A 21044-nucleotide genomic window follows, 5' to 3' on the forward strand; every position below is an offset into this window, starting at 1 on the left:
GGCTCACGCCGGCCGGTCGACCACCGGCCGGCGGGCGGTCTGGACGCCGTACCAGAGGTAGGCGGCCGCGAACAGCAGGCGCTCGGTGACCCCGGAGGTCGCCGCCATGGTCAGGGAGGCGGCGGCCGGCACCACGACGGCCGCGACGACGAGCACGTCGACGACGCCCGGCGCGCCGGCCGGCGTCCCCCGCCCGACACGGACGGCGACCACGCCGGCGACGAACGCCCCGACGGCGACGGCGGCCAGCACGGCGTGCCAGGTCGCCTCGACCTGGCTGCCGGGGCGGCCGTCCCACGCCAGCGGCGCGAACACGGCGAGCAGCACCACCGCCGTGCCGTAGACGCCGTGCGCGGCCCGGGCGACGCTCGACCAGCGATCCACGGACCACGCCGCGAGCGCCAGCACGGCCACGCCGAGCAGCGCCAGACCGGTCCGGGCGAGCCACCCACCCGGGACCCCCTGGGCGGTCGCGTCGGCGACGGTGTGCCGGACCACGTCGTAGGAGTCGGGCAGCACGAGCGGTGCGCACGCGAGGCAGCCCAGGCTCGCCCCGAGCAGGACCAGGACCGTCACCGTCGCACCACGTCGCACCCTCCCAGGGTGCCCGCCCGGCCCGCGGTCCGCTCCCGCGGGACGGTACCGACGCCGCGCGACCGCGAGTCGGCGGGACTGAGACGAACCTCGCAGCCCGGGCGGGGCCGGAACCGCCCGCAGCCTCCCGGACGCCCAGGTTCGTGGCCTAGTCTCGCGACATGGCCACCTTCTCCTCCGTCACCCCTCAGCACGTGCTCGCAGCGATCGCCGAGCACGACGACCGCGGGGCCCAGGCGTTCCTCGGCGTCTACGGGTTCACCCCCACGCCGGGCGTCACGCTGACCCACGACGGGCAGACCTACGACGCGACCGCGATCCTCGCGGTCGCCCACCGGTACGCGACCGGGCGGGCGGCGCTGCCGGAGGAGATGAGCGGCGGCAAGGTCGCGGTGAGCACCCTCCTGACGAAGCGCGGCTTCGAGGTCTCGGGCGGTCGTGCCGCCACCGCCCCGGCGCGCCGCACCACGACGCGCGCCACCAAGGCACCGGCGGCCCCGCGCGTGCGCAAGGCCGCGGAGCCCGAGGCACCTCCGGCGCTGTGCCCCACCTGCTACATGGCGCTGCCCGCCACGGGGATCTGCGACACCTGCTCCTGACCCTCTCTCGCGCAAGGATGTTGCGCTAGCCTTAACCCAAGAGCGCCTCCGGCGAAGGGTGGGCATGTCCGAGAACGACGCGCAGCGGCTCTGGGTCCGCGAGGACCAGCCGCCGGACCTCACCGCGCGGCGGTCCGCGGACCGCCGCGGCGGGCACTACCTGCGCTACTACCCGGCCCACCTCGACGAACGGATGGCGACCTCCGTCGACGCCGCCGCGATGGAGGTCGTGTCGGACGCGGCGGCCGCCGTCGCCGCCGTCGGCGAACGTCTCCGCCAGCGGCCCCTCGCCGTCCTGTACGCGACCCTCCTGCGCAGCGAGTCGATCTCGTCGTCGTGGGTCGAAGGCCTGCACGAGACCCCGCGCAACGTCATGGTCGCCCAGCTCCGCGACCGCGACCCCGGGCTGGCGGGGCACCAGTTCGAGCGCCTCGGGACGGCCACCGGCATCCTCGGCAACCTCGACTCGGTCCGCGAGGGCGTCGCGCTCCTGCGCGAGACGTGGGTGGACTCCTCGATCCACCACATCCACCGCCTCATCGCGCCGCGGGTCCACACCGGCGGGTACCGCGACGTCGACGTCCAGATCGGCGGCTCGTCGAAGCTCACCGCCTCGTACGTCGCCCCGCCCCCCGCCGAGGTGCCGGCCCTCATGGCGAACCTGCTGCACTACGCCAACCACAGCCCGGACAACCCCTTGGTCAAGGCCGCGATCCTCCACGCGCAGTACGAGACGATCCACCCGTACGAGGACGGCAACGGCCGCTCGGGTCGGGTGCTCGTGCACGGCTACCTCGCCCGCGCGGGACTGCTCGACCACGGGGTGCTCCCCCTGTCGGTCGTCCTGCGCCAGGACGTCGACGGGTACGTCCGGGAGCTCACCGCGTTCCGCCACGGCGATGCGGCGGCACGCGGGGAGGCCGTCAGCGGGTTCGTGGCCTGGTTCGCCGACCTCCTGCTCGCCTCGTGCGAGGAAGCAGAACGCACCGCAGCCGAGTCCGAGGCCGTCCAGCGGGACTGGGCGGACCGCGTCGCAGGGTTCCGCTCGGACTCGGGCGTGCACCGGGCGCTCCCCCTGCTGGCGGAGCAGCCGGTCGTGACCGCGCGATACCTCGCGCAGGCCCTCGACGTCTCCGGGGTCACCGCCCGGACGGTCGTCGACCGGCTCGTCGACGTCGGCGTGCTCGAACCCTCGGGCGGCAGGTTCCGACGGTCCGAGGTGTACCAGGCGTCGGCCCTGCTGCGCATGATGGACCGGCTGGTGCCGGGCGTCCAGCCCACGGCGCTCCCCCGGGTGCTGCCAGGCTGAGCCCCCGGACGACGTACGCGTTCTCCCGTACCCTGCGCCGGCAGGTCGGTGGTGATCCCTCATGTCGCGACGGCCCCGCGCCTCCTAGCGTCGAGGTCGACCGGCGCACCGCGCCGGTCCCCCGACCCCAGGAGGACCGCCGTGAAGATCTCCCCCCGACCGGGCGGACGTGCCGCCCGGCCCGTGCGCGCGATCGCGACCGGGCTCGCCGCCGTCGCCCTCGCCGCCGCGGGCGCACTGGCCGTCGTGCCCGCCACCGCCGCTCCGGCCCCGCAGGCCGCCCCCGCGGCGGCCCCGGCTGCGGCCCCGGCAGCGACCGGCACCCAGTGGCTGACCGGCTACTGGCACAACTTCGACAACGGCTCGGTGACGATGCGGCTGTCGGAGATCCCGCAGGCCTACAACCTGGTGGCCGTCGCCTTCGCCGACAACAAGGCGGGCACACCGGGCGGGATCACGTTCAACCTGGCATCAGCCGAGCTCGGCGGGTACACCGTCGCCCAGTTCAAGGCGGACGTCGCCGCGATCCGCGCCCAGGGGCGCAAGGTCGTCATCTCGGTCGGCGGCGAGCGCGGCAACGTCGTCGTGTCCAACGCGACCGAGGCGAAGAACTTCGCCGACACCACGTACGCCCTCATGCAGGAGTACGGGTTCGACGGCGTGGACATCGACCTCGAGCACGGCATCGACGCCACCCACATGGCGGACGCCCTGCACCAGCTCTCCGCGAAGGCGGGTCCCGACCTGATCCTCACGATGGCGCCGCAGACCATCGACTACCAGGCGACCTCCATGGGCTACTACCAGCTCACCCTGGCGATCAAGGACATCCTCACGATCGTCAACACCCAGTACTACAACTCCGGCACCATGATGGGTTGCGACCAGAAGGTGTACCCCCAGGCCACGGTCGACTTCCTCACCGCGCTGTCGTGCATCCAGCTCGAGATGGGCCTGCGCCCCGACCAGGTCGGCATCGGCGTGCCCGCCGTCCCGCGCGCCGCGGGTGGCGGCTACCAGCCGCTCGCGAACGTCGTCAGGGCCGTGGACTGCCTGGAGGTCGGCACCGGCTGCGGCACGTTCCGCCCCGCGACGCCCTACGGCAAGATCGGCGGCGTCATGACGTGGTCGATCAACTGGGACAAGACCAACGGCTACGAGCTCGCGAACACGATCGGCGCGCGCCTCGCCGGCGGTCCGGGCAGCACCCCCAGCCCGACGCCGACTCCGACACCCACCCCGACCCCGACGCCCACCCCGTCGCCGTCGAACCCTCCGGTGACGTGCACGGCCGCCCCGGCCTGGTCGGCCTCGGCGGTCTACGTCGGCGGCAACCGCGTCTCCCACCAGGGTCGGCTCTACGAGGCCAAGTGGTGGACGACCGGCGAGAACCCGACGCAGAGCGGCCAGTGGGGCGTCTGGCGCGACCTCGGCGCCTGCTGAGACCCCGACGACGACGGCGCGACACCTCGACCAGGGTGCCGCGCCGTCGTCGTGCCCGCCCCGTTCCCGCCGGGCGAGGCCCCGGCCGCCTGCCTACGCTGACCCGCATGGCCGAGATCGTGCTGTTCCACCACGCCCTCGGCGTGACCGCCGGCGTCCGCACCTTCGCGGACGCGCTGCGCGGCGGCGGGCACGTCGTCCACCTGCCGGACCTGTTCGACGGCCTGACCTTCGGGACGGTCGAGGACGGTGTCGCCCACGCGGGCGTCGTCGGCGAGGACGTGCTCGCCGAGCAGGCGGCCGCGTACGTCGACACCCTGCCCGCGCAGATCGTCTACGGCGGGATGTCCATGGGCGCCGCCCGCGCCGCCGAGGGCGTCCTGCGCCGGCCCGGCGCCCGGGCGGCGTTCTTCCTCTCCGGGGCCGTCGCCCCGTCGTGGTGGGACGCCATGTGGCCGGACGACGTCCCCTCGCAGGCGCACGTGGCCGCGGACGACCCCTGGCGGGAGCCCGAGGCGGAGGACGAGTACGTCTCCGCCGTCGCGGGCGGCGAGCTGTTCGTCTACCCCGGGTCGGGGCACCTGTTCGCCGAGCCGGGCCACCCCGACCACGACGCCGAGGCCGCCGCCCTCGCGACCGCGCGGGTGCTGGAGCTCCTCGGGACGCTCTGACCTGGAACGTCAGGAGGCCTGCGGGACCTCCGTGTCGCCCCGCAGGATCGACGTCATCTTCTTGCCACGCGCGACCTCGTCGACGAGCTTGTCGAGATACCGGATCTTCTGCATGAGCGGGTCGGTGATCTCCTCCACCCGGTGGCCGCAGATCACGCCCGTGATGAGGGACGCGTTCGGGTTCCACCGGGGAGCGGCGGCGAAGAACTCCTCCATCGTCACCTCGTCGGCGACCACGCGGGCGATCCCGGCGTCGTCGTAGCCCGTCAACCAGGTGATGACCTGGTGCAGCTCGGCGACGGGGTGGCCCTTGCGCTCGACCTTGGTCACGTAGTGCGGGTAGATGCTCGCGAAGCTCATCGCGAAGATCCGGTGTCCTGCCATCGTCCAGCCTCCGGGAAGCGTCGTGCGGTGCGACGACAATGGTCCCACGCCGGCCGCTCGCCCCGTCCTCGACTGGCGCTCCCCCGGCCGGGGCGGCACGGTGGGACGAGGTGCTCGAGCAGCGTGGCACGCCGACCGAACCGGCAGGAGCGATGCCCCGTGTCCCGTGCACCCCAGACCCGATCCGAGCGCCCGTGATGCGCGCCCTCACCTGGCAGGGCCGCGAGCGCCTCGCGGTCGACGACGTCCCCGACCCGCGCGTCGAGCGCCCCACCGACGCGGTGATCCGGGTCACGTCCACGGCGATCTGCGGATCCGACCTGCACCTCTACAGCGTCCTGGGGATGTACCTCGACCCCGGTGACGTCCTCGGCCACGAGGCGATGGGTGTCGTCGAGGAGGTCGGTGCGGCCGCGGGCGACCTGCAGGTCGGCGACCGGGTCGTCGTCCCGTTCACCATCGCCTGCGGTCGCTGCTGGATGTGCGAGCGCGGCCTGCAGAGCCAGTGCGAGACCACGCAGGTCCGCTCCCAGGACAAGGGCGCCGCCCTGTTCGGCTACACCCGGCTGTACGGCCAGGTGCCCGGCGGGCAGGCCCAGTACCTGCGGGTTCCGCACGCCGACTACGGCCCGGTGCGCGTGCCGGACGACGGTGCTCCCGACGAGCGCTACCTCTACCTGTCGGACGTCCTGCCCACGGCCTGGCAGGGCGTCGAGTACGCGGACGTCCCCGAGGACGGCAGCATCGTGGTGCTCGGCCTGGGGCCGGTGGGCCAGATGGTCGCCCGCATCGCCCGGCACCGGGGCGCGGGCACGGTCGTCGCCGTCGACCCGGTGCCCGCGCGGCGGGCCATGGCCGAGCGCCACGGCGTCACCACGCTCGACCCCGGGGCGGTGGGCGACCTGCGGGCGGCGATCCTCGACCTGACCGCGGGGCGCGGGCCGGACGGCGTCGTCGACGCCGTCGGCATGGAGGCGCACGGGTCGCCCGTCGCCGAGGCCGCGCTCAAGGTGGCCTCCCGGCTGCCGGACGCGATGGCCGCGCCGCTGACCGAACGCGCCGGGATCGACCGGCTCGCCGCCCTGCACACCGCGTTCGACCTGGTGCGGCGCGGCGGCACCGTGTCGATCTCCGGCGTGTACGGCGGCGCGGTCGACCCGGTGCCGATGATGCAACTCTTCGACAAGCAGGTCACCCTGCGCATGGGGCAGGCGAACGTCCGGCGGTGGATCGACGACCTGCTGCCGCTCGTCGAGGACCCGGCGGACCCGCTCGGGGTGCTCGACCTGCGCACGCACCGGCTCCCCCTGGAGCAGGCCCCGGACGCGTACCGCACGTTCCAGCGCAAGGACGACGGCTGCATCAAGGTGGTGCTCGACCCCTGGGCGGCCGACGGCGCGGCGTGACCCGGCTCGGTACCGTGGTGCCCGGTCCGTCGTGCCGGCCTGCCGAGCTCGGCCTACGGTGGGAGTGCTCCGCACGTCGAGCCCTGGCGTGTGCGTGAGCGCCGACCCGGAGGCCACGATGCCACCCACCCCGAGCACCACCACCGGACCCCTGGCCGCCGCGCGGTCCCTGGAGTCCGCAGCAGTCCTGGACCGTCTCGCCGCCGTCGTCGACCGGCTGTCCGGTGCCGTCGTCCCGGCCGGCCGCGCGCACCACGCGCTGCGCGGCCGGAGCCTCGGCCATCCCCTGCACGCGGTGCTCACCGACCTGCCGCTGGGACTGTGGAGCAGTGCCGTCGCGCTCGACCTCACGGGTCCTGAGAAGTATGCCGACGCCTCGCGACGGCTCGTGGGGCTCGGTCTCCTCACGGCCGTCCCGACCGTGCTGGCCGGCCTCGCCGACTTCCCGGCGCTCGGCACCCGGGCCCGGCGCGTCGCCGCGGTGCACGCCGCCGTCAACGGCGTGGGCAACGTCCTGTTCGCCACCTCGTTCCTCGCCCGGCATGCCGGCCGCCGCCGGCTGGGCGCCGCGCTGTCCGTCGCAGGCATGGGCGTCGCCGGTGCCGGCGGGTTCCTCGGCGGGCACGTCGCGGGCGGCATGCACGAGCCCGCGCCGCCCACGGCGTGAGCGGCGCGCGCTACGCCGTCATGTCCCCCGTGGCGGGGACGCCGTCGAGCCGCCCGTAGCGCAGGAGCACGGTGCCGCGGGGGCTCGGTGCGGGCGGTTCCAGCAGCTCGAGGTTCGTCGGGACCTCGCTGCCGTCGAAGAGCTTCTTGCCGGCGCCGAGCACGATCGGGTGCACCCACAGGTCGAGCCGGTCGAACAGCTTCTCCCGCAGGAGGGTCTGCACCAGGTCGAGGCTGCCCACGACCTTGACGTGCTCGTGCCGGCCCCGCAGGGCGTGCACCTCGGCCACCAGGTCGGTGTCGAGCCGGGACGACCCCGCCCACGGCAGGTCGGGCTCGCCGCGGGTCGCCACGTACTTCGGCACGCGGTCGAACAAGCGGCCGAACTCGTCGTCCTGGTGCGGCCAGTAGGCGGCGAAGATGTCGTAAGTGCGCCGCCCGAGCAGCAGGGCGTCGGTGCCCTCGTACGCTGCGGCGACCTGGGCACCGGCGACGTCGTCCAGCAGGGGCGCCTGCCAGCCGCCGTACGCGAAACCGCCCGCCGGGTCCTCCTCCGGCCCGCCCGGTGACTGCCCCACCAGGTCGAGGCTGACGAAGAGCTCGATCTCGATGCTTCCCATGGTTCCGTCCCTCCCGTCGTCGTCAGGGGGTGGACCGGACGGCGACGGCGGAGTCATCGGCGCGGCGTCGCAGGTTCAGGACGGACGGGTCAGATGGACGGTCACCGTGTCCCCCACGTCCTTGCCCAGCGCCTTGCGCACCTTCGCGCTCAGCGACAGCATCAGCCCTCCGCCGCCCGTCGGCATGAGCCCGACGTTCGGCAGCGCCACCCCGTCGACGGTGGCGTCCACCCGTACCGAGCGCAAGGAGCCGAAGAGCTCCCGGGCGTCCGGCACCTCGACGCAGGACCACACCTCGCCCTTGACGTCGACGCCGATCGGCGCGGTGAACGTGTGGTCGAGGATCGGGTCCGGGGTCATGATGCTCCTTCGTCGGTGGGTGGTCGTCCGTTCCGACGACGCCGAGCGCCCGGACTCATCGGTCCGCGCGGACGACGGGCCGCTGCACGCTCCCCGGGCACGACGACGCCCGGCACCCCGGGAGGGGTACCGGGCGTCGTCGTGGCCGGAGGCTCAGGCGGTCACGCGGACAGCCCGGCGTAGCGCAGGTCGAAGCGGTCGGCGTTCATGACCTTGACCCAGGCGGCCACGAAGTCCGCGACGAACTTCTGCTGCGCGTCGTCGGACGCGTAGACCTCGGCGAGCGCGCGGAGCTCGGAGTTCGAACCGAAGACGAGGTCGGAGCGGGTGCCGACCCACTTCTGCTCGCCGGTGGCACGGTCGAACCCGGCGTAGGCGTGCTTGCCCGGGTCGAGAGCCTTCCACTCCGTGCCCATGTCGAGCAGGTTCGCGAACCAGTCGTTCGACAGCACGCCCGGGGTGTCGGTGAACACGCCGTAGGCGGAGCCGTCGTAGTTGGTGCCCAGCACGCGCAGACCGCCGATGAGCACGGTCAGCTCCGGGGCGGAGAGGCCGAGCAGGTTGGCGCGGTCGACGAGGCTGTACTCCGCCGGCAGCGGGCTCTTGCCGGAGTAGTTGCGGAAGCCGTCGGCGACGGGCTCGAGCCAGGCGAACTGGTCGAGGTCGGTCTGCTCCTGCGTGGCGTCGACGCGGCCCTGGGTGAAGGGCACCTCGACCTGGACGCCGGCCGCTGCGGCCGCCTGCTCGACGCCGACACCGCCGGCGAGGACGATGACGTCGGCCAGCGACACCTCGGCGCCGGTCTGCTCGACGAAGTCGCGCTGGACGGCCTCCAGGACGGGCAGCACGCGGCCGAGCTCGTCGGGGTTGTTGACGGCCCAGGAGCGCTGCGGCTCGAGGCGGATGCGGGCGCCGTTGGCGCCGCCGCGCTTGTCGGAGTCGCGGTACAACGACGCCGCGGCCCACGCGGTGGAGACGAGCTGGGAGACGGTGAGGCCGGACTCCGCGATCGCCGTCTTGAGCGCGGCGAGCTGGGCGTCGGTCAGGTCGGCGGCCGTGCGCGCAGGCAGCGGGTCCTGCCAGGGCAGGTCCTCGGCCGGGACCTCGGCACCGAGGTAGCGGACCTTGGGGCCCATGTCACGGTGCGTCAGCTTGAACCAGGCGCGGGCGAACGCGTCGGTGAAGGCCTGCTGGTCGTCCTTGAACTTCCGCGAGATCGCCTCGAGCTCGGGGTCGAAGCGCAGCGCGAGGTCGGAGGTGAGCATGCGCGGCTCACGACGACCCTCGGAGTGGGCGAGCGGGACGAGGTCCGCGCCGCCGTCGTCCTTCGGCCGCCACTGCTTGGCGCCGGCCGGGGACTCCATGAGCTCCCACTCGTAGGCGAACAGGATGTGGAAGAACTCGTTGTCCCAGCGGGTCGGGTGATAGGTCCAGGTGACCTCCAGCCCGGACGTGGTGGTGTCGTCGCCGACACCGGTGCCGTGGGCGTTCTTCCAGCCCAGGCCCTGCATCTCGAGACCGGCGGCCTCGGGGTCGGCGTCGAGGTGCTCGTCGGACGCCGCGCCGTGGGTCTTGCCGAAGGTGTGGCCGCCCGCGATGAGCGCGACGGTCTCCTCCAGGTCCATGCCCATGCGGCGGAACGTCTCCTTGACGTCCACGGCGGAGGCCAGCGGGTCCGGGTTGCCGTTCGGGCCCTCGGGGTTGACGTAGATGAGGCCCATCTGGACGGCTGCCAGCGGCTCCTCCAGGTCGCGCTCACCGGTGTAGCGCTGGTCGGCGAGCCACGTGGTCTCGGGGCCCCAGTAGACGTCCTGGTCGGCCTCCCACACGTCGGCGCGACCGCCGCCGAACCCGAAGGTCGGGAAACCCATGTCCTCCAGCGCGACGTTGCCGGCGAGGATCATGAGGTCCGCCCACGACAGGGACTGGCCGTACTTCTTCTTGACCGGCCACAGCAGGCGGCGGGCCTTGTCGAGGCTGACGTTGTCCGGCCAGGAGTTCAGGGGCGCGAAGCGCTGCTGACCCTCGCCGCCGCCGCCGCGGCCGTCGAAGCTGCGGTAGGTGCCGGCCGAGTGCCAGGCCATGCGGATCATGAAGGGGCCGTAGTTGCCGAAGTCGGCGGGCCACCAGTCCTGCGAGTCGTGCAGGACGGCCTGGACGTCGGCCTTGACGGCGGCGAGGTCGAGGGCGAGGAAGGCCTCGCGGTAGTCGAAGCCGTCGTCGAGGGGGTTCCCGACGGCGGGGTTCTTCGCCAGCATGCGCAGGTTGAGCTGGTTGGGCCACCAGCCACGGTTGCCGCCGCCCTCGGTCGGGTGGGGCGCGCGGTCGCCGTGCACGACCGGGCACTGCCCGGCCGCCTCGGTGGCCTCGCCGCCGGTGCCGCCGATGGGCTCGTGGTCATCGCTGACAGGGACGACGCCGTGGTGCTCGTGGGTCATGGAAGTCCTTCCGGTGCTGATCAGATGGGCAGGAGGGGAACGTGTGGGCGCGCTCACTCGCAGGCGAACGCGGAGCCCGCGAGGTAGGGCGGGGTCAGGACGTGGTCGTGACGGCGGCCGCCGGGGCTGCCGCACGGCAGTCGGGGCACAGGCCCCAGTACACGACCTCGGCCTCGTCGATCTGGAAGCCGTGGTCGTCCGACGGGGCGAGGCAGACCGTCTCGCCGACGGCGCAGTCGACGTCGGCGACGACGCCGCACGAGCGGCACACGACGTGGTGGTGGTTGTCCCCCACCCGCGTCTCGTACCGCGCGACGGAGCCGGCGGGCTGGATCCTGCGCACCAGGCCGGACGTCGTCAGGGTGCGCAGGGAGTCGTAGACGGTCTGGTGGGAGACCTCCGGCAGCGCCTGCCGGACGGCGGTGAGGATCGAGTCGGTGTCGGCGTGCGGGAGCAGGTCCACGGCCTCGAGCACCGCGATGCGGGGGCGCGTCACCCGCAGGGATGCCTCCCTCAGCATCTGCAGTGCATCGATCGCCGTCGTCATGACGGACACTCTGCCCTGTTTTCTGGAACGAGTCAAAACATGGACCCGCTCCAGACTGCGGCGTCCAGGGACGCTCCCGGGCGACGCTGCCGCTTCCCGACGGGCCGTCGAAAGGCCGGTGGCGCAGCCCCGGACGATCCCCGGACCAGCGCTGACACCGCACCGCCCGCTCCGTCGCGCGACCGGTTCCCGGGCGCGGCATGATCGAGACGTCCTGCTCACTCGACCCCGGCGACGACCACCCGATCCACCGGTGGGCGACCGCCAGACAGGAGAAGGCATCGTGCGCAGCATTGCTCGTCGCAACGTCGCGACTGGCGCAGCGGCCGCGCTGTTGACAGTCACGTTCGTCACCGCCGGTCAGGCGGCCACCACCACGGCCGACGACCCGCCGCCGGACAACAGGTTCCAGAAGGTCACGCTCAACGATCGACCCGGCGAGCCGATGGACCTCGCCGTCCTGCCCAACAACGACGTCCTGCACGTCACCCGGGCCGGCGACGTCTGGCACAACGACGCGCGCACCGGCGTCAACCGCGTGATCGCCCGGCTCGACGTCTACCAGCACGACGAAGAGGGACTGCAGAGCATCGCGATCGACCCGGACTTCGAGGACAACCACTGGGTCTACATGTACTACTCGCCACCGCTGGACACCCCGGTCGACGACCCCGCGACCGCCGACGTCAACGAGGGCGACGCACCCGTGACGGGGACGCCCGCGGACTTCGAGCCGTTCGAGGGACTCATCCGCTTGTCACGGTTCCAGTACCGCGACGACGAGATCGACCTCGGCTCGGAGCAGCAGATCATCGACGTCCCCGTCGACCGCGGCATGTGCTGCCACGTCGGCGGCGACATCGTGTTCGACTCCGACGGCAACCTTGTCCTCTCGACCGGGGACGACACCAACCCCTTCGCCTCGGACGGCTACTCCCCGATCGACGACACCCCTGGCACGAACCCCGCGTTCGACGCGCGCCGCACGGCGGGCAACACCGACGACCTGCGTGGCAAGCTCCTGCGGATCACGCCGAAGCGCGGCGGAGGCTACACGGTTCCACGAGGCAACCTGTTCCGGCCCGGCACGCCGGGCACCCGCCCCGAGATCTACGCGATGGGGCTGCGCAACCCGTTCCGCATCGAGATCGACCCGGACACGGACGCCGTGTACGTCGGGGACTACTCCCCGGACGCCGGCGTCGCCGACCCCGAGCGCGGTCCGGCGGGTCACGGGAAGTGGACCGTCGTCGACAAGGCGGCCAACTACGGCTGGCCGTTCTGCGCGACGGCCGAGCTGCCCTACGTCGACTACGACTTCGCGACCGGAGAGTCCGGCGAGCCGTTCGACTGCGCCCGCCCAATCAACGACTCCCCGTACAACACCGGGCTGAACCTGCTGCCCCCGGTGCGTCAGCCGGACGTCTGGTACTCCTACGACGTCTCCCCGCAGTTCCCCGAGCTCACCGCCGGGGAGGACGACGGCATCGGCCCGATGGCCGGCCCGGTGTACCAGTTCGACCGCAAGGACACCCTGAAGCCCCGACCGGTCGCGTGGCCGTCGTCCTACGACGGCATCCCGCTGTTCTACGAGTGGACGCGCGACTACGTCAAGGCCATGCACCTCGACCGCCGGGGCAACCTGACGGACATCGAGCCGGTGCTGCCCTCGTTCGTGTTCGACAACCCGATGGACATGGAGTTCGGGCCCAACGGCGCGCTCTACGTCCTCGAGTACGGCGACGGATACTTCGCCGAGAACCCGGACGCCCAGCTCTCGCGGTACGACCACATCGGCCGCCGCGGGAACCACAGCCCCATCCCGGTCATCAGCGCCGACGAGACCACGGGTCTGCCGCCGCTGACGGTCACCTTCTCCAGCGCGGGAACCACGGACCCGGACGGCGACCGCCTCCGCTACGCGTGGGACTTCGACGGTGACGGCGACGTCGACGCGCGCGGGCCTGACGCCACCCACACCTACGACGAGGAGGGCGTGTTCCGCGCGACCCTGACCGTCACCGACGTCGGCGGGCGGGACCGCGGACGGCACGCCTCGGCCGACATCGACGTCGTCGTGGGCAACGAGACCCCGCAGGTGAGCTTCGTGACCCCGGTCCCGGGCCAGGAGTTCTCCTTCGGCGACACCGTGTCCTACGAGGTCACGGTCACCGACGACCAGCCGGTCGACTGCGACCAGGTGGAGGTGACCTTCATCGTCGGCCACGACGAGCACGGCCACCCGCAGTCCACCGCGTCCGGGTGCACCGGTTCGCTCGTCACCACCGTGCCGTCGGGCCACGACCCCGGGAACGACACGCTCCGCGGCGTCTTCGTCGCCGAGTACACCGATCCCGGGACAGACGGCACTCCCGGCCTCACCGGCAGCGACGAGGTGGTGCTCGTGCCCACCGAGTGACAGCACGTCAGGTGCCCGGCCGGCCACGGCCGGGCACCTTCATCGAACTGATGCCTCAACGAAGAGGAGTGTCGAAATGTGTTACGGATACGACGGCGACGAGGCGTTGCGCCGTTCGCTCGACGTCAAGGACGTCCCCGGGCCGAGCAGCCCGTCCCGGCGCGTGCTGCTGCGGGGTGCCCTCGCGGGTGCGGCTGGGCTGGTCGTGACCGGCGCGTCCGCGGGTACGGCGGCCGCCGGGCAGCACCAGCGCGGGAGGCCGGCCCAGCGCCGCCGGGTCCCGCCGGGGCGGATCAGCCTCCAGCTGTGGACCGTGCGCGAGGGCCTGGGTGAGCCGTGGGGGCCCGGCGACTACGACGCGACGCTCACCGCCGTCGCGCAGACGGGCTACCCGCGGATCGAGCAGGCGCTGGGCTACTTCGGCAGGACGGCCAGGGAGCTGCGGGCCTTCTACCGCGAGATCGGTGTGCGAGCGACGTCGTCGCACGACGGCATCTCGGACTCCCGGGCGGCCCTGCACGAGAAGCTCCAGAACGCCGTCACGCTCGGCCAGCGCTACATCGTGGTGCCGTACCTCGCCTCGGACTCCCTGTCGGACTGGACCACCTGGGCCGAGCAGATGAACACCGAGGCCCGGACCGCGCGGAAGTACGGTCTCTCGTACGGCTACCACAACCACGCGCACGAGTTCACCACCGACCTCGGCGGCGGCATCACGCCCTGGGACGTCCTGACCTCGCGCCTCGACCGCCGGTACGTGCACCTCGAGATCGACATCTACTGGGTCGTGACCGCCGGCGTGAACCTCGGGCTCTCCAACGACGACGCCCAGCGGTTCGCCCTCCGCACGATCCGCAGGTCGCCGCTCGACGTGCGTCAGTACCACGTCAAGGACCGGCACACGACGGGCCCCGAGGAGACGAGCCACGCCGACCTCGGCACCGGCTTCATCGACTTCGAGCGGTTCTTCCGCGCGCACCAGGTGGAGGAGTACATCGTCGAGAACGACACCCCGGACGTGACGTACCTCCAGACGGCGGACGTCGGCTACGACTACCTCCGCAGGATCCGCTTCTGACCCCTGTGGCCCGGCGGCTCCGGTCGAGACCGTCGACCGGAGCCGCTCCACCTTGTCACGAAGCCTGCGACTCGAGCACAGACCTGCAGACGTCTCGACTGGAGATCATCCACTGCGTCACCCATTCGTCCCTCGGGGCGGCGGACTTGGACGGCCTCTACGCCTCTGGGTGCGCCGAGTCCGGCGACGGTCTTCGTCCACTCATCGCACTTCGGGTAGCCATCTGCAGTTCGAGCAGGAAGCCCTGGTAGGCATTGAGGTGAATGGCGTGGAGCCCTCCGACGGCCGAGACAGGAATGAGGTAGTAGTCGAGGTCCCCGTCGATCACGAAGAACTCGTCGATCTCGTCCGGGTCGTACGGGCGCCTTTCTCCACTCGTCGTCGAGAGATAGACCTTCCATGACGCACCCTGGCGCACGGTAGTCGTCTTCACCTGGACGCGATGGAGGCCATCGGCCCTGTGGACGATCAGGTCGTACCTGCTCGGCTCCAGCGGCCAAGAGACGTCATGGCCACACAGCGTGAACCATGCGGCAGCCAGGAGCGGACCGGCACGGTCGAGATTGGTGATCTGGGGCCCCCACTCCTGCGAGCTCTCAGTCGGCGCGCCGACATCGAGGTGCGAGGTCGAGAGGCCGAGTCTGGTGGCGTGGCCCTTTGCCGTAGCGACACCGACGCGGCCTATGAGCCCGATGCCGTCTGCGGCCTGAGTCCACGTGGTCGCGTTGGCCACGGCGGCTCGGAGCTGCTCCTCCGTCCAGCGCCGCTGTCCGACGAAGTGTCCGTAATCGAGCCCGAGGTGGTCTGCCCTTGCCCGGACCGATCGAATGGCGCCGGACGACGTACCGGCCAGGCCGAGCGAACCCAGGACTCCTCGCCAGGATCGCGACTCCGCGACCGCTCGACGGAGATCTTCGTCGACGTAAGAACGTTGTCGGGTCACCGGCGCAACCTACCGGCCACCTGCGACACGCGGGCACGGGTGGACTGCGCGGCCGCATCTGCCTCGAACGACATGTCCCGCGTCAAGCTGCTGGCAGATTCTGGGTCTCGGGAAAGTTGGGGATGAGGGGGTCGGCGTAGCCGAGGTGGACCTCCACGGGACGGTTCCAGGCGATGGCTTCGTGGGGGCGCACGGTGTTGTACTCGGTTCGGTAGTCGTCGGCGTGGGCGACCAGGGCCAGGACGTCGTCGACCTCCTCGAGGTAGAGGCGCTCGTACTTCAACGACTGGAGGCCGCGTTCGCGTGAGCCGTTCTGTCCGGGGGTCTTGACCCTCGTGCGAACGTGCCGCAGCTCGGGGTGGGCGATGATGAACGCTTCGAACCGGAACGAGCGGAACGGGCCGCCGTTGTCCGTCACGATCGTCACCGCAGGGATCACGCTCCCGTCGGCGTCACGTGAGCAAGTGTCGATCAGCGGGCCGCCGAACATCGTCTCGTAGTCCGCCAGCGCGGCCTCGATCGCCGCGATCGCGTCGTGCTGGTTCGCGGTCGGGGACACGTGCCACGGATGCTCGTACTTGGACCAGTAGTCCCGGCAGCCCGCGATCCGCCACGTCCCGCCGGTCGTGGTCTCGAACTCGGAGAAGTCCAGCTGCCACACCTGGTTCGGGCCGGTCGGCTCGGTCGCGAACGCGGCCTTGCGTCGCTGGGCGAGCTGACGACGTTCACGCTGGTAGGCCGCGGGCAGGATCAACCCTTCGTCGCGCAGCAACCGCAGCACCGTGGCCTGGGAGACCCGGTGCCCGTCGTGACGCACCATCGCCCAGACCTTGCGATGCCCCCACGCCGGATGGGCGAGAGCGTGCCGGCGAGCCGCTTCCCGCGCGCCTTCCCGCACGGGGCGCGGCCACGGGCCCTTGACCGGCGTGCCGGCCCGGGCGCGAGCCTGCCAGCATCGCCACGACCGCTCGGGCACGCCGACCAGGGAGCAGAACCTCGTGGTCGGCATGCCCGCCTCGACGCGGATCACCTCGAGGTCCTCGAAGGGCCCGGCCTGCCCTCCGCGGACTTCTTCCACACCCGGGCCTCCAGATGCGCCTCGCCGAGCGCCTGGGTCAGCTCGGCGATCTCGGCCTCGAGTTGCTGCTCGCGGGTCGAGGGACCGGACCTCCCGGCAGCCAGACCCGTCTTGCCGGCCTCGAGGAACTGACGCTTCCAGTTCCCCACCGACTGCTCGGACACCTTCGCCCGCCGGGCGGCCTCGGCGACGGTGACCTCGCCGGCCAGGACCGACAACACGATCCTGGTCTTCTCCTCAGCCGGAACAGCTGGTGGTCTTGCCATAAACGATCAGACTCCTCACAGGTCAGGCCCGCAAGCAACGGGCCCTGCCACTAAGTCTGACGCGCGACACACACCAGCCACCGCCTACACCGCCACACCGAAAGCCGCCCCCCACCCCACCAACCGGACCGACAGCCACGACCGGCTACGCCGCGACAAGATCGACAAGACCGGATGCGTCACCCTGCGCATCGCCGGCAAGCTCCGACACATCGGCATCGGACGACCCCACGCAGGAACCCACGTCCTGCTACTCGTCCACGACCACGACGTGCGCATCATCAACGCCGCCACCGGCGAGATCCTGCGCGAGCTCACCATCGACCTCACCCGCGACTACCAGCCACGCGGCACCACCCCCACCGACACATGACAAAGGCCCGAACCCACATTCGTGGGTCCGGGCCTTGCCGATGTCCTGAGACATCACAATGTCGGGCTGACAGGATTTGAACCTGCGACCCCCTGACCCCCAGTCAGGTGCGCTACCAAGCTGCGCCACAGCCCGTCCGGCCTGACCCGGTGCCGGAGCACCAGAACCTGGCCGGTTCGACCCCGGAGGGCCGACCGAAATACTACCCCAGACCGGACGTGGTTCGTGCACCGGGTCGGGGGCGTGTGTCGGGGCTCACCCGACGGGCGCCGGCGCCCCGGCCCGGACGGCCCGGACGACGTGCGCGGTGGCGAGCGCGGCGGCGGCGGCCTCGTACCCCTTGTCCTCGTGCGAGCCCTCCAGGCCGGCGCGGTCGAGGGCCTGGGCGTCGTCGTCGCAGGTGAGCAGGCCGAACCCGACGGGGACGGTGTGGTCGAGCGCGACCCGGTTCAGGCCGTCCGTGGCGGCGGAGCACACGTAGTCGAAGTGGGGGGTGCCGCCACGGATGACGACGCCGAGCGCGACGATCGCGTCGTAGCCGGCCTGGGCGCAGGCCTGGGCGGCGACGGGCAGCTCGAACGAGCCGGGCACGCGCAGCACGTCGGGGGTGACGCCGTGGTCGGCGCAGGCACGCGCGGCCCCGTCGAGGAGGCCGTCCATGACGGTCTCGTGCCAGGAGGCGGCGACGACGGCGACGCGTAGACCGGAGGAGTCGACGGCGCGCGTGGCGGGCGCCCCGTGGCCGCTCATCGGGTGACCTCGGTGAGTCCGGTGGTCATGGTGTCTCCTTCGGGTTCGAGGTGGGGCAGGTCGTGGCCCATGCGGTCGCGCTTGGTGCGCAGGTAGTCGACATTGTCGGGGGCGGGGTGGATGGCGAGAGGGACGCGTGCGACGACGTCCGCTCCCCCGGCGCGCAGGCCGTCCACCTTGTCGGGGTTGTTGGTGAGCAGCCGCACCGCCCCGACGCCGAGGTCGCGCAGCACGTGCGCGGCGGCGGTGTACTCCCGGGCGTCGACGGGCAGCCCCTGGTCGAGGTTGGCGTCGACGGTGTCGCGGCCGGCGTCCTGCAGGGCGTACGCGGTGAGCTTGGCGGCCAGCCCGATGCCACGCCCCTCGTGCCCGCGCAGGTAGACGACGACGCCCCGCCCCTCCTCCACGACCGCGCGCAGGGACGCGTCGAGCTGGGGCCCGCAGTCGCAGCGCAGCGACCCGAAAGCGTCGCCGGTGAGGCACTCGGAGTGCACACGGGCCAGCACGGGCTCACCGTCCGCGAGCGCCGCGAGGTCTCCGGCGACGAGGGCGACGTGCTCGACGCCGGTGAGGGCGTCGCGGTAGCCGACGGCGGTGAGGTCGCCGTGCCGGGTGGGCAGGCGGGTGACGGCCTCGCGCCGCACGAGGGTCTCGGTGGCCTGCCGGTAGGCGACGAGGTCGGCGACCGAGATGATCTCGAGCCCGTGCTCGGCGGCGAAGTCGACGAGGGCGGGGCGGCGCATCATGGTGCCGTCGTCGTGGACGAGCTCGGCGAGCACGCCGACGCTGCCGCGGCCAGCGAGGCGGGCGAGGTCGACCGCGGACTCGGTGTGGCCGCGGCGGGCCAGGACGCCGCCGTCGTGGGCGCGCAGCGGGAGCACGTGCCCGGGCCGGGTGAGGTCGGCGGGGCCCGCGGCGGGGTCGGCGAGTGTGCGGGCGGTCAGGGCGCGGTCGGCGGCGGAGATGCCGGTGGTGACGCCGTGGGCGGCGTCCACGGTGACGGTGTACGCGGTGCGGTAGGCGTCGCGGTTCTCGGTGACCATGAGGGGCAGGGCGAGCCGGTCGAGGGTGGGGCCGTCGGCGGCGACGCAGACGAGGCCGCTGGTGTGGCGGACGACGAACCCCATGAGGGCGGGGGTGGCGGCCTCGGCGGCGAGGACGAGGTCGCCCTCGTTCTCGCGGTCGGTGTCGTCCATGACGACGACGGCGTGGCCGGCGGCGACGGCGGCGATCGCGCGCTCGACGCGGGCGAGCTGGTCGGGCTGGGTGCTCATCGGGCGACCTCCACGGGCTGGGCGGCGGGGAGGACCCCCGCGGCGAGGAGTCTTTCGACGTGGCGGGCGAGGACGTCGGTCTCGAGGTTGACGGTGTCGCCGACGGCGCGGGTGCCCAGGGTGGTGCGGGCGAGGGTCTCGGGGATGAGGCTGACGGTGAACGACGCCTCCCCTGCGGCGACGACAGTGAGGGAGACGCCGTCGACGGCGATCGACCCCTTGGCCACGACGTACCGGGCGAGGTCCGCGGGCAGGGAGATCTCCACGACGTCCCAGCGTTCGCCGGGGGTGCGGGCGAGCACGGTGCCGACGCCGTCGACGTGCCCCTGGACGATGTGTCCGCCGAGGCGGTCGCCGACGGCGAGCGCGGGCTCGAGGTCGACGACGTCGCCGGGGCGCAGGTCGCCGAGGGTGGTGCGGTCGAGGGTCTCGGCCATGAGGTCGGCGGTCCAGGTCTCCCCGTCGTGGGCGGCGACGGTGAGGCAGCAGCCGTCGACGGCGATCGAGTCGCCGAGGCGGACCCCGGCCAGGACGGCGGGCGAGCGGACGGTGAGCCGGGCGGCGTCGGCGGTGCGCTCCAGGGCGACGACGGTGCCGAGCTCGGTGACGATGCCGGTGAACATCTACTGCTCCTTCCGCGGCCGCAGGGCGAGCCGCACGGTGGTGTCGCCGGGCGCGTCGGCGTCGTCGGGCGCGACGAGGGTCACGCCGGTGACGTCGAGCCGGGCGGCGCCGGTGATGGTGGTGATGCCGAGGTCGGCGACGGCGGCCGGACCGGCGCCGAGCAGGACGGGCGCGACGTAGGCGACGACCTCGTCGACGAGCCCGGCCCGCCAGAACGCGGCGGCGAGGGTGCGGCCACCCTCCAGCAGGACGTGGCGCCGTTCGTGGTCCCACAGCTCGGCGAGGGCGGCCCGGGGGTCACGGGTGCGCAGGTGCAGGGCGCGGGAGCCGTCGGGGCCGGGGGAAGCGAGACGCGCGCCGGCGGGCACGTCGCGCAGCCCCATGACGGCGCGCAGCGGCTGGGCACCGACGGCGTCGCGGACGGTGAGGGCGGGGTCGTCGGCGAGCAGGGTCCCGGTGCCGACGAGCACGGTGTCGACGCCGGCACGCAGCCGGTGCACGTCGCGCCGGGCGGCGGCCGAGGTGATCCAGCGGGACGTGCCGTCGGCGGCGGCGGTCCGTCCGTCGAGGCTGGTCGCAACCTTCCAGGTGACGTACGGCCGGCCGAGGGTGACGGCGGTCGTCCACGCGTGGTTGAGGTCCCGCACCCTGGACGCGAGGTCGTCGTCGAGCAGGTCGGCGGCGTCGACGACGTCGATCCCGGCGTCGCGCAGCACCTGGGCCCCGCCCGCGGCGACCCGGTGGGGGTCGGTCTGTGCGTAGACGACCCGCCCGACGCCTGCGTCCCGCAGCGCGTGCGCGCACGGTCCGGTGCGACCGGTGTGGGCGCACGGCTCGAGGGTCACGACGGCGGTGGCGCCGCGCAGGGCGTCGGGACCGACGGCGTGCCGCGCGTTGGTCAGCGCGACGGCCTCGGCGTGCGGGGTGCCCGCGCCGCGGTGGAAACCCTCGGCGAGGGTCGCGCCGTCGGCGTCGAGCAGCACGCACCCGACCCGGGGGTTGCTGCCCAGCACGAGGCCGTCGGTGGCCGCGAGCGTCAGAGCGCGCGCCATCGCGTCCCGCTCGGCGGGGTGGAGGGTGGAGGCCGCCACGTCGGCGGAGGTCATGCGGTGCCCCTGTCGTCCGGTCGCGGACCCTGGGGCGTGGCACGGCGTCGCCGACCGACCGCCGGCAGGGTGCGCGGCGGCACCCGCGTCGCGGAG

At 72.8% G+C, this 21044-nt stretch carries 21 protein-coding genes, 1 tRNA gene and 1 pseudogene; 9 read left to right on the forward strand and 14 right to left on the reverse strand.

Features of this window, described 5'->3' with window-relative positions; all coding sequences use genetic code 11:
* Window positions 1-3 precede the first annotated feature (3 nt).
* Window positions 4-594 (reverse strand): DUF998 domain-containing protein, encoded by a 591-nt coding sequence (locus tag I598_RS03455; RefSeq protein WP_198155743.1) that lies wholly within the window; start codon window positions 592-594, stop codon window positions 4-6.
* A 161-nt stretch (window positions 595-755) separates the two neighbouring features.
* Here I598_RS03455 and I598_RS03460 point away from each other — a divergent pair, with 161 nt between their 5' ends.
* The 4 genes from I598_RS03460 (at window position 756) to I598_RS03475 (ending at window position 4616) form a co-directional block, all read left to right on the forward strand.
* Window positions 756-1193: a ScoMcrA-related endonuclease gene (locus I598_RS03460; protein WP_068201292.1), complete on the forward strand. Its 438-nt coding sequence runs from the start codon at window positions 756-758 to the stop codon at window positions 1191-1193.
* 64 nt (window positions 1194-1257) lie between these two features.
* Window positions 1258-2502: a Fic family protein gene (locus tag I598_RS03465; RefSeq protein WP_083972831.1), complete on the forward strand. Its 1245-nt coding sequence runs from the start codon at window positions 1258-1260 to the stop codon at window positions 2500-2502.
* 141 nt (window positions 2503-2643) lie between these two features.
* On the forward strand, window positions 2644-3945 hold the full coding sequence (locus tag I598_RS03470; protein WP_198155744.1) for a glycosyl hydrolase family 18 protein: 1302 nt from the start codon (window positions 2644-2646) through the stop codon (window positions 3943-3945).
* A 107-nt stretch (window positions 3946-4052) separates the two neighbouring features.
* The gene (locus tag I598_RS03475) at window positions 4053-4616 is read left to right on the forward strand and encodes a dienelactone hydrolase family protein (RefSeq protein WP_068201294.1); all 564 of its coding nucleotides are present in this window, start codon (window positions 4053-4055) and stop codon (window positions 4614-4616) included.
* Between the two features lie 9 nt (window positions 4617-4625).
* On the opposite strand, the gene I598_RS03480 is transcribed toward I598_RS03475, so the two are convergent.
* On the reverse strand, window positions 4626-5000 hold the full coding sequence (locus I598_RS03480; RefSeq protein ID WP_068201296.1) for a DUF2200 domain-containing protein: 375 nt from the start codon (window positions 4998-5000) through the stop codon (window positions 4626-4628).
* 197 nt (window positions 5001-5197) lie between these two features.
* Between I598_RS03480 and I598_RS03485 the strand changes: the two genes are divergently transcribed.
* Window positions 5198-6406 carry a zinc-dependent alcohol dehydrogenase gene (locus tag I598_RS03485; protein ID WP_068201298.1) on the forward strand — a complete coding sequence of 403 codons (1209 nt, stop codon included), beginning with the start codon at window positions 5198-5200 and terminating at the stop codon, window positions 6404-6406.
* A gap of 118 nt (window positions 6407-6524) precedes the next feature.
* On the forward strand, window positions 6525-7073 hold the full coding sequence (locus tag I598_RS03490) for a DUF2231 domain-containing protein (protein ID WP_068204859.1): 549 nt from the start codon (window positions 6525-6527) through the stop codon (window positions 7071-7073).
* A gap of 10 nt (window positions 7074-7083) precedes the next feature.
* Here the strand turns inward: I598_RS03490 and I598_RS03495 are convergent, their stop codons facing one another.
* The 4 genes from I598_RS03495 to I598_RS03510 form a co-directional block, all read right to left on the reverse strand.
* The gene (locus I598_RS03495; protein ID WP_068201300.1) at window positions 7084-7692 is read right to left on the reverse strand and encodes a dihydrofolate reductase family protein; all 609 of its coding nucleotides are present in this window, start codon (window positions 7690-7692) and stop codon (window positions 7084-7086) included.
* A gap of 75 nt (window positions 7693-7767) precedes the next feature.
* Window positions 7768-8052 carry a DUF1905 domain-containing protein gene (locus I598_RS03500; RefSeq protein WP_068201302.1) on the reverse strand — a complete coding sequence of 95 codons (285 nt, stop codon included), beginning with the start codon at window positions 8050-8052 and terminating at the stop codon, window positions 7768-7770.
* 161 nt (window positions 8053-8213) lie between these two features.
* Window positions 8214-10490, reverse strand: coding sequence for a catalase/peroxidase HPI (gene katG, locus I598_RS03505; protein WP_068201304.1), 2277 nt, complete (start codon window positions 10488-10490; stop codon window positions 8214-8216).
* 94 nt (window positions 10491-10584) lie between these two features.
* Window positions 10585-11037, reverse strand: coding sequence for a Fur family transcriptional regulator (locus I598_RS03510; protein ID WP_068204861.1), 453 nt, complete (start codon window positions 11035-11037; stop codon window positions 10585-10587).
* Between the two features lie 334 nt (window positions 11038-11371).
* Between I598_RS03510 and I598_RS03515 the strand changes: the two genes are divergently transcribed.
* Both I598_RS03515 and I598_RS03520 read left to right on the forward strand, forming a co-directional pair.
* Window positions 11372-13456: a PQQ-dependent sugar dehydrogenase gene (locus I598_RS03515; protein WP_198155745.1), complete on the forward strand. Its 2085-nt coding sequence runs from the start codon at window positions 11372-11374 to the stop codon at window positions 13454-13456.
* 76 nt (window positions 13457-13532) lie between these two features.
* On the forward strand, window positions 13533-14534 hold the full coding sequence (locus I598_RS03520; protein WP_068201307.1) for a sugar phosphate isomerase/epimerase family protein: 1002 nt from the start codon (window positions 13533-13535) through the stop codon (window positions 14532-14534).
* Between the two features lie 157 nt (window positions 14535-14691).
* Here I598_RS03520 and I598_RS03525 read toward each other — a convergent pair whose 3' ends face one another.
* From I598_RS03525 to I598_RS03535, 3 genes are all read right to left on the reverse strand, one after another.
* Window positions 14692-15477: a group I intron-associated PD-(D/E)XK endonuclease gene (locus tag I598_RS03525; RefSeq protein WP_157557151.1), complete on the reverse strand. Its 786-nt coding sequence runs from the start codon at window positions 15475-15477 to the stop codon at window positions 14692-14694.
* Between the two features lie 82 nt (window positions 15478-15559).
* Window positions 15560-16453, reverse strand: coding sequence for an integrase core domain-containing protein (locus tag I598_RS03530; protein ID WP_232314251.1), 894 nt, complete (start codon window positions 16451-16453; stop codon window positions 15560-15562).
* Window positions 16454-16503: 50 nt separating this feature from the next.
* Complete coding sequence (locus I598_RS03535; RefSeq protein ID WP_068201315.1) at window positions 16504-16776, reverse strand: transposase; 273 nt, start codon at window positions 16774-16776, stop codon at window positions 16504-16506.
* 46 nt (window positions 16777-16822) lie between these two features.
* Here I598_RS03535 and I598_RS18395 point away from each other — a divergent pair.
* A pseudogene (locus tag I598_RS18395) lies at window positions 16823-17194 on the forward strand (IS481 family transposase); the annotation flags it as partial.
* 61 nt (window positions 17195-17255) lie between these two features.
* Here I598_RS18395 and I598_RS03540 read toward each other — a convergent pair.
* The 5 genes from I598_RS03540 to ribD all read right to left on the reverse strand — a co-directional run bounded on the left by I598_RS03540 (window position 17256) and on the right by ribD (window position 20948).
* Window positions 17256-17329, reverse strand: a tRNA-Pro gene (locus I598_RS03540).
* Between the two features lie 120 nt (window positions 17330-17449).
* On the reverse strand, window positions 17450-17944 hold the full coding sequence (ribH, locus tag I598_RS03545) for a 6,7-dimethyl-8-ribityllumazine synthase (RefSeq protein ID WP_068201317.1): 495 nt from the start codon (window positions 17942-17944) through the stop codon (window positions 17450-17452).
* Window positions 17941-19218, reverse strand: a complete 1278-nt coding sequence (locus I598_RS03550; RefSeq protein WP_068201319.1) for a bifunctional 3,4-dihydroxy-2-butanone-4-phosphate synthase/GTP cyclohydrolase II — start codon at window positions 19216-19218, stop codon at window positions 17941-17943. The genes ribH and I598_RS03550 overlap by 4 nt, the downstream gene beginning before the upstream one ends.
* The gene (locus I598_RS03555) at window positions 19215-19841 is read right to left on the reverse strand and encodes a riboflavin synthase (RefSeq protein ID WP_068201321.1); all 627 of its coding nucleotides are present in this window, start codon (window positions 19839-19841) and stop codon (window positions 19215-19217) included. The genes I598_RS03550 and I598_RS03555 overlap by 4 nt, the downstream gene beginning before the upstream one ends.
* Window positions 19842-20948, reverse strand: a complete 1107-nt coding sequence (gene ribD, locus I598_RS03560; RefSeq protein ID WP_068201323.1) for a bifunctional diaminohydroxyphosphoribosylaminopyrimidine deaminase/5-amino-6-(5-phosphoribosylamino)uracil reductase RibD — start codon at window positions 20946-20948, stop codon at window positions 19842-19844.
* Between the last annotated feature and the right edge of the window lie 96 nt (window positions 20949-21044).

Origin of the sequence: Isoptericola dokdonensis DS-3 (assembly GCF_001636295.1) — a bacterium.
Classification (GTDB): Bacteria; Actinomycetota; Actinomycetes; order Actinomycetales; family Cellulomonadaceae; genus Isoptericola; species Isoptericola dokdonensis.

What these genes read in the sequence shown, in the direction of transcription:
- I598_RS03460 (WP_068201292.1), top strand. Translation starts at nt 756, where the DNA reads ATGGCCACCTTCTCCTCCGTCACCCCTCAGCACGTGCTCGCAGCGATC.
- I598_RS03465 (WP_083972831.1), top strand. Translation starts at nt 1,258, where the DNA reads ATGTCCGAGAACGACGCGCAGCGGCTCTGGGTCCGCGAGGACCAGCCG.
- I598_RS03475 (WP_068201294.1), top strand. Translation starts at nt 4,053, where the DNA reads ATGGCCGAGATCGTGCTGTTCCACCACGCCCTCGGCGTGACCGCCGGC.
- I598_RS03480 (WP_068201296.1), bottom strand. Translation starts at nt 5,000, where the DNA reads ATGGCAGGACACCGGATCTTCGCGATGAGCTTCGCGAGCATCTACCCG.
- I598_RS03485 (WP_068201298.1), top strand. Translation starts at nt 5,198, where the DNA reads ATGCGCGCCCTCACCTGGCAGGGCCGCGAGCGCCTCGCGGTCGACGAC.
- I598_RS03490 (WP_068204859.1), top strand. Translation starts at nt 6,525, where the DNA reads ATGCCACCCACCCCGAGCACCACCACCGGACCCCTGGCCGCCGCGCGG.
- I598_RS03495 (WP_068201300.1), bottom strand. Translation starts at nt 7,692, where the DNA reads ATGGGAAGCATCGAGATCGAGCTCTTCGTCAGCCTCGACCTGGTGGGG.
- I598_RS03500 (WP_068201302.1), bottom strand. Translation starts at nt 8,052, where the DNA reads ATGACCCCGGACCCGATCCTCGACCACACGTTCACCGCGCCGATCGGC.
- katG (WP_068201304.1), bottom strand. Translation starts at nt 10,490, where the DNA reads ATGACCCACGAGCACCACGGCGTCGTCCCTGTCAGCGATGACCACGAG.
- I598_RS03510 (WP_068204861.1), bottom strand. Translation starts at nt 11,037, where the DNA reads ATGACGACGGCGATCGATGCACTGCAGATGCTGAGGGAGGCATCCCTG.
- I598_RS03520 (WP_068201307.1), top strand. Translation starts at nt 13,533, where the DNA reads ATGTGTTACGGATACGACGGCGACGAGGCGTTGCGCCGTTCGCTCGAC.
- ribH (WP_068201317.1), bottom strand. Translation starts at nt 17,944, where the DNA reads ATGAGCGGCCACGGGGCGCCCGCCACGCGCGCCGTCGACTCCTCCGGT.
- I598_RS03550 (WP_068201319.1), bottom strand. Translation starts at nt 19,218, where the DNA reads ATGAGCACCCAGCCCGACCAGCTCGCCCGCGTCGAGCGCGCGATCGCC.
- I598_RS03555 (WP_068201321.1), bottom strand. Translation starts at nt 19,841, where the DNA reads ATGTTCACCGGCATCGTCACCGAGCTCGGCACCGTCGTCGCCCTGGAG.
- ribD (WP_068201323.1), bottom strand. Translation starts at nt 20,948, where the DNA reads ATGACCTCCGCCGACGTGGCGGCCTCCACCCTCCACCCCGCCGAGCGG.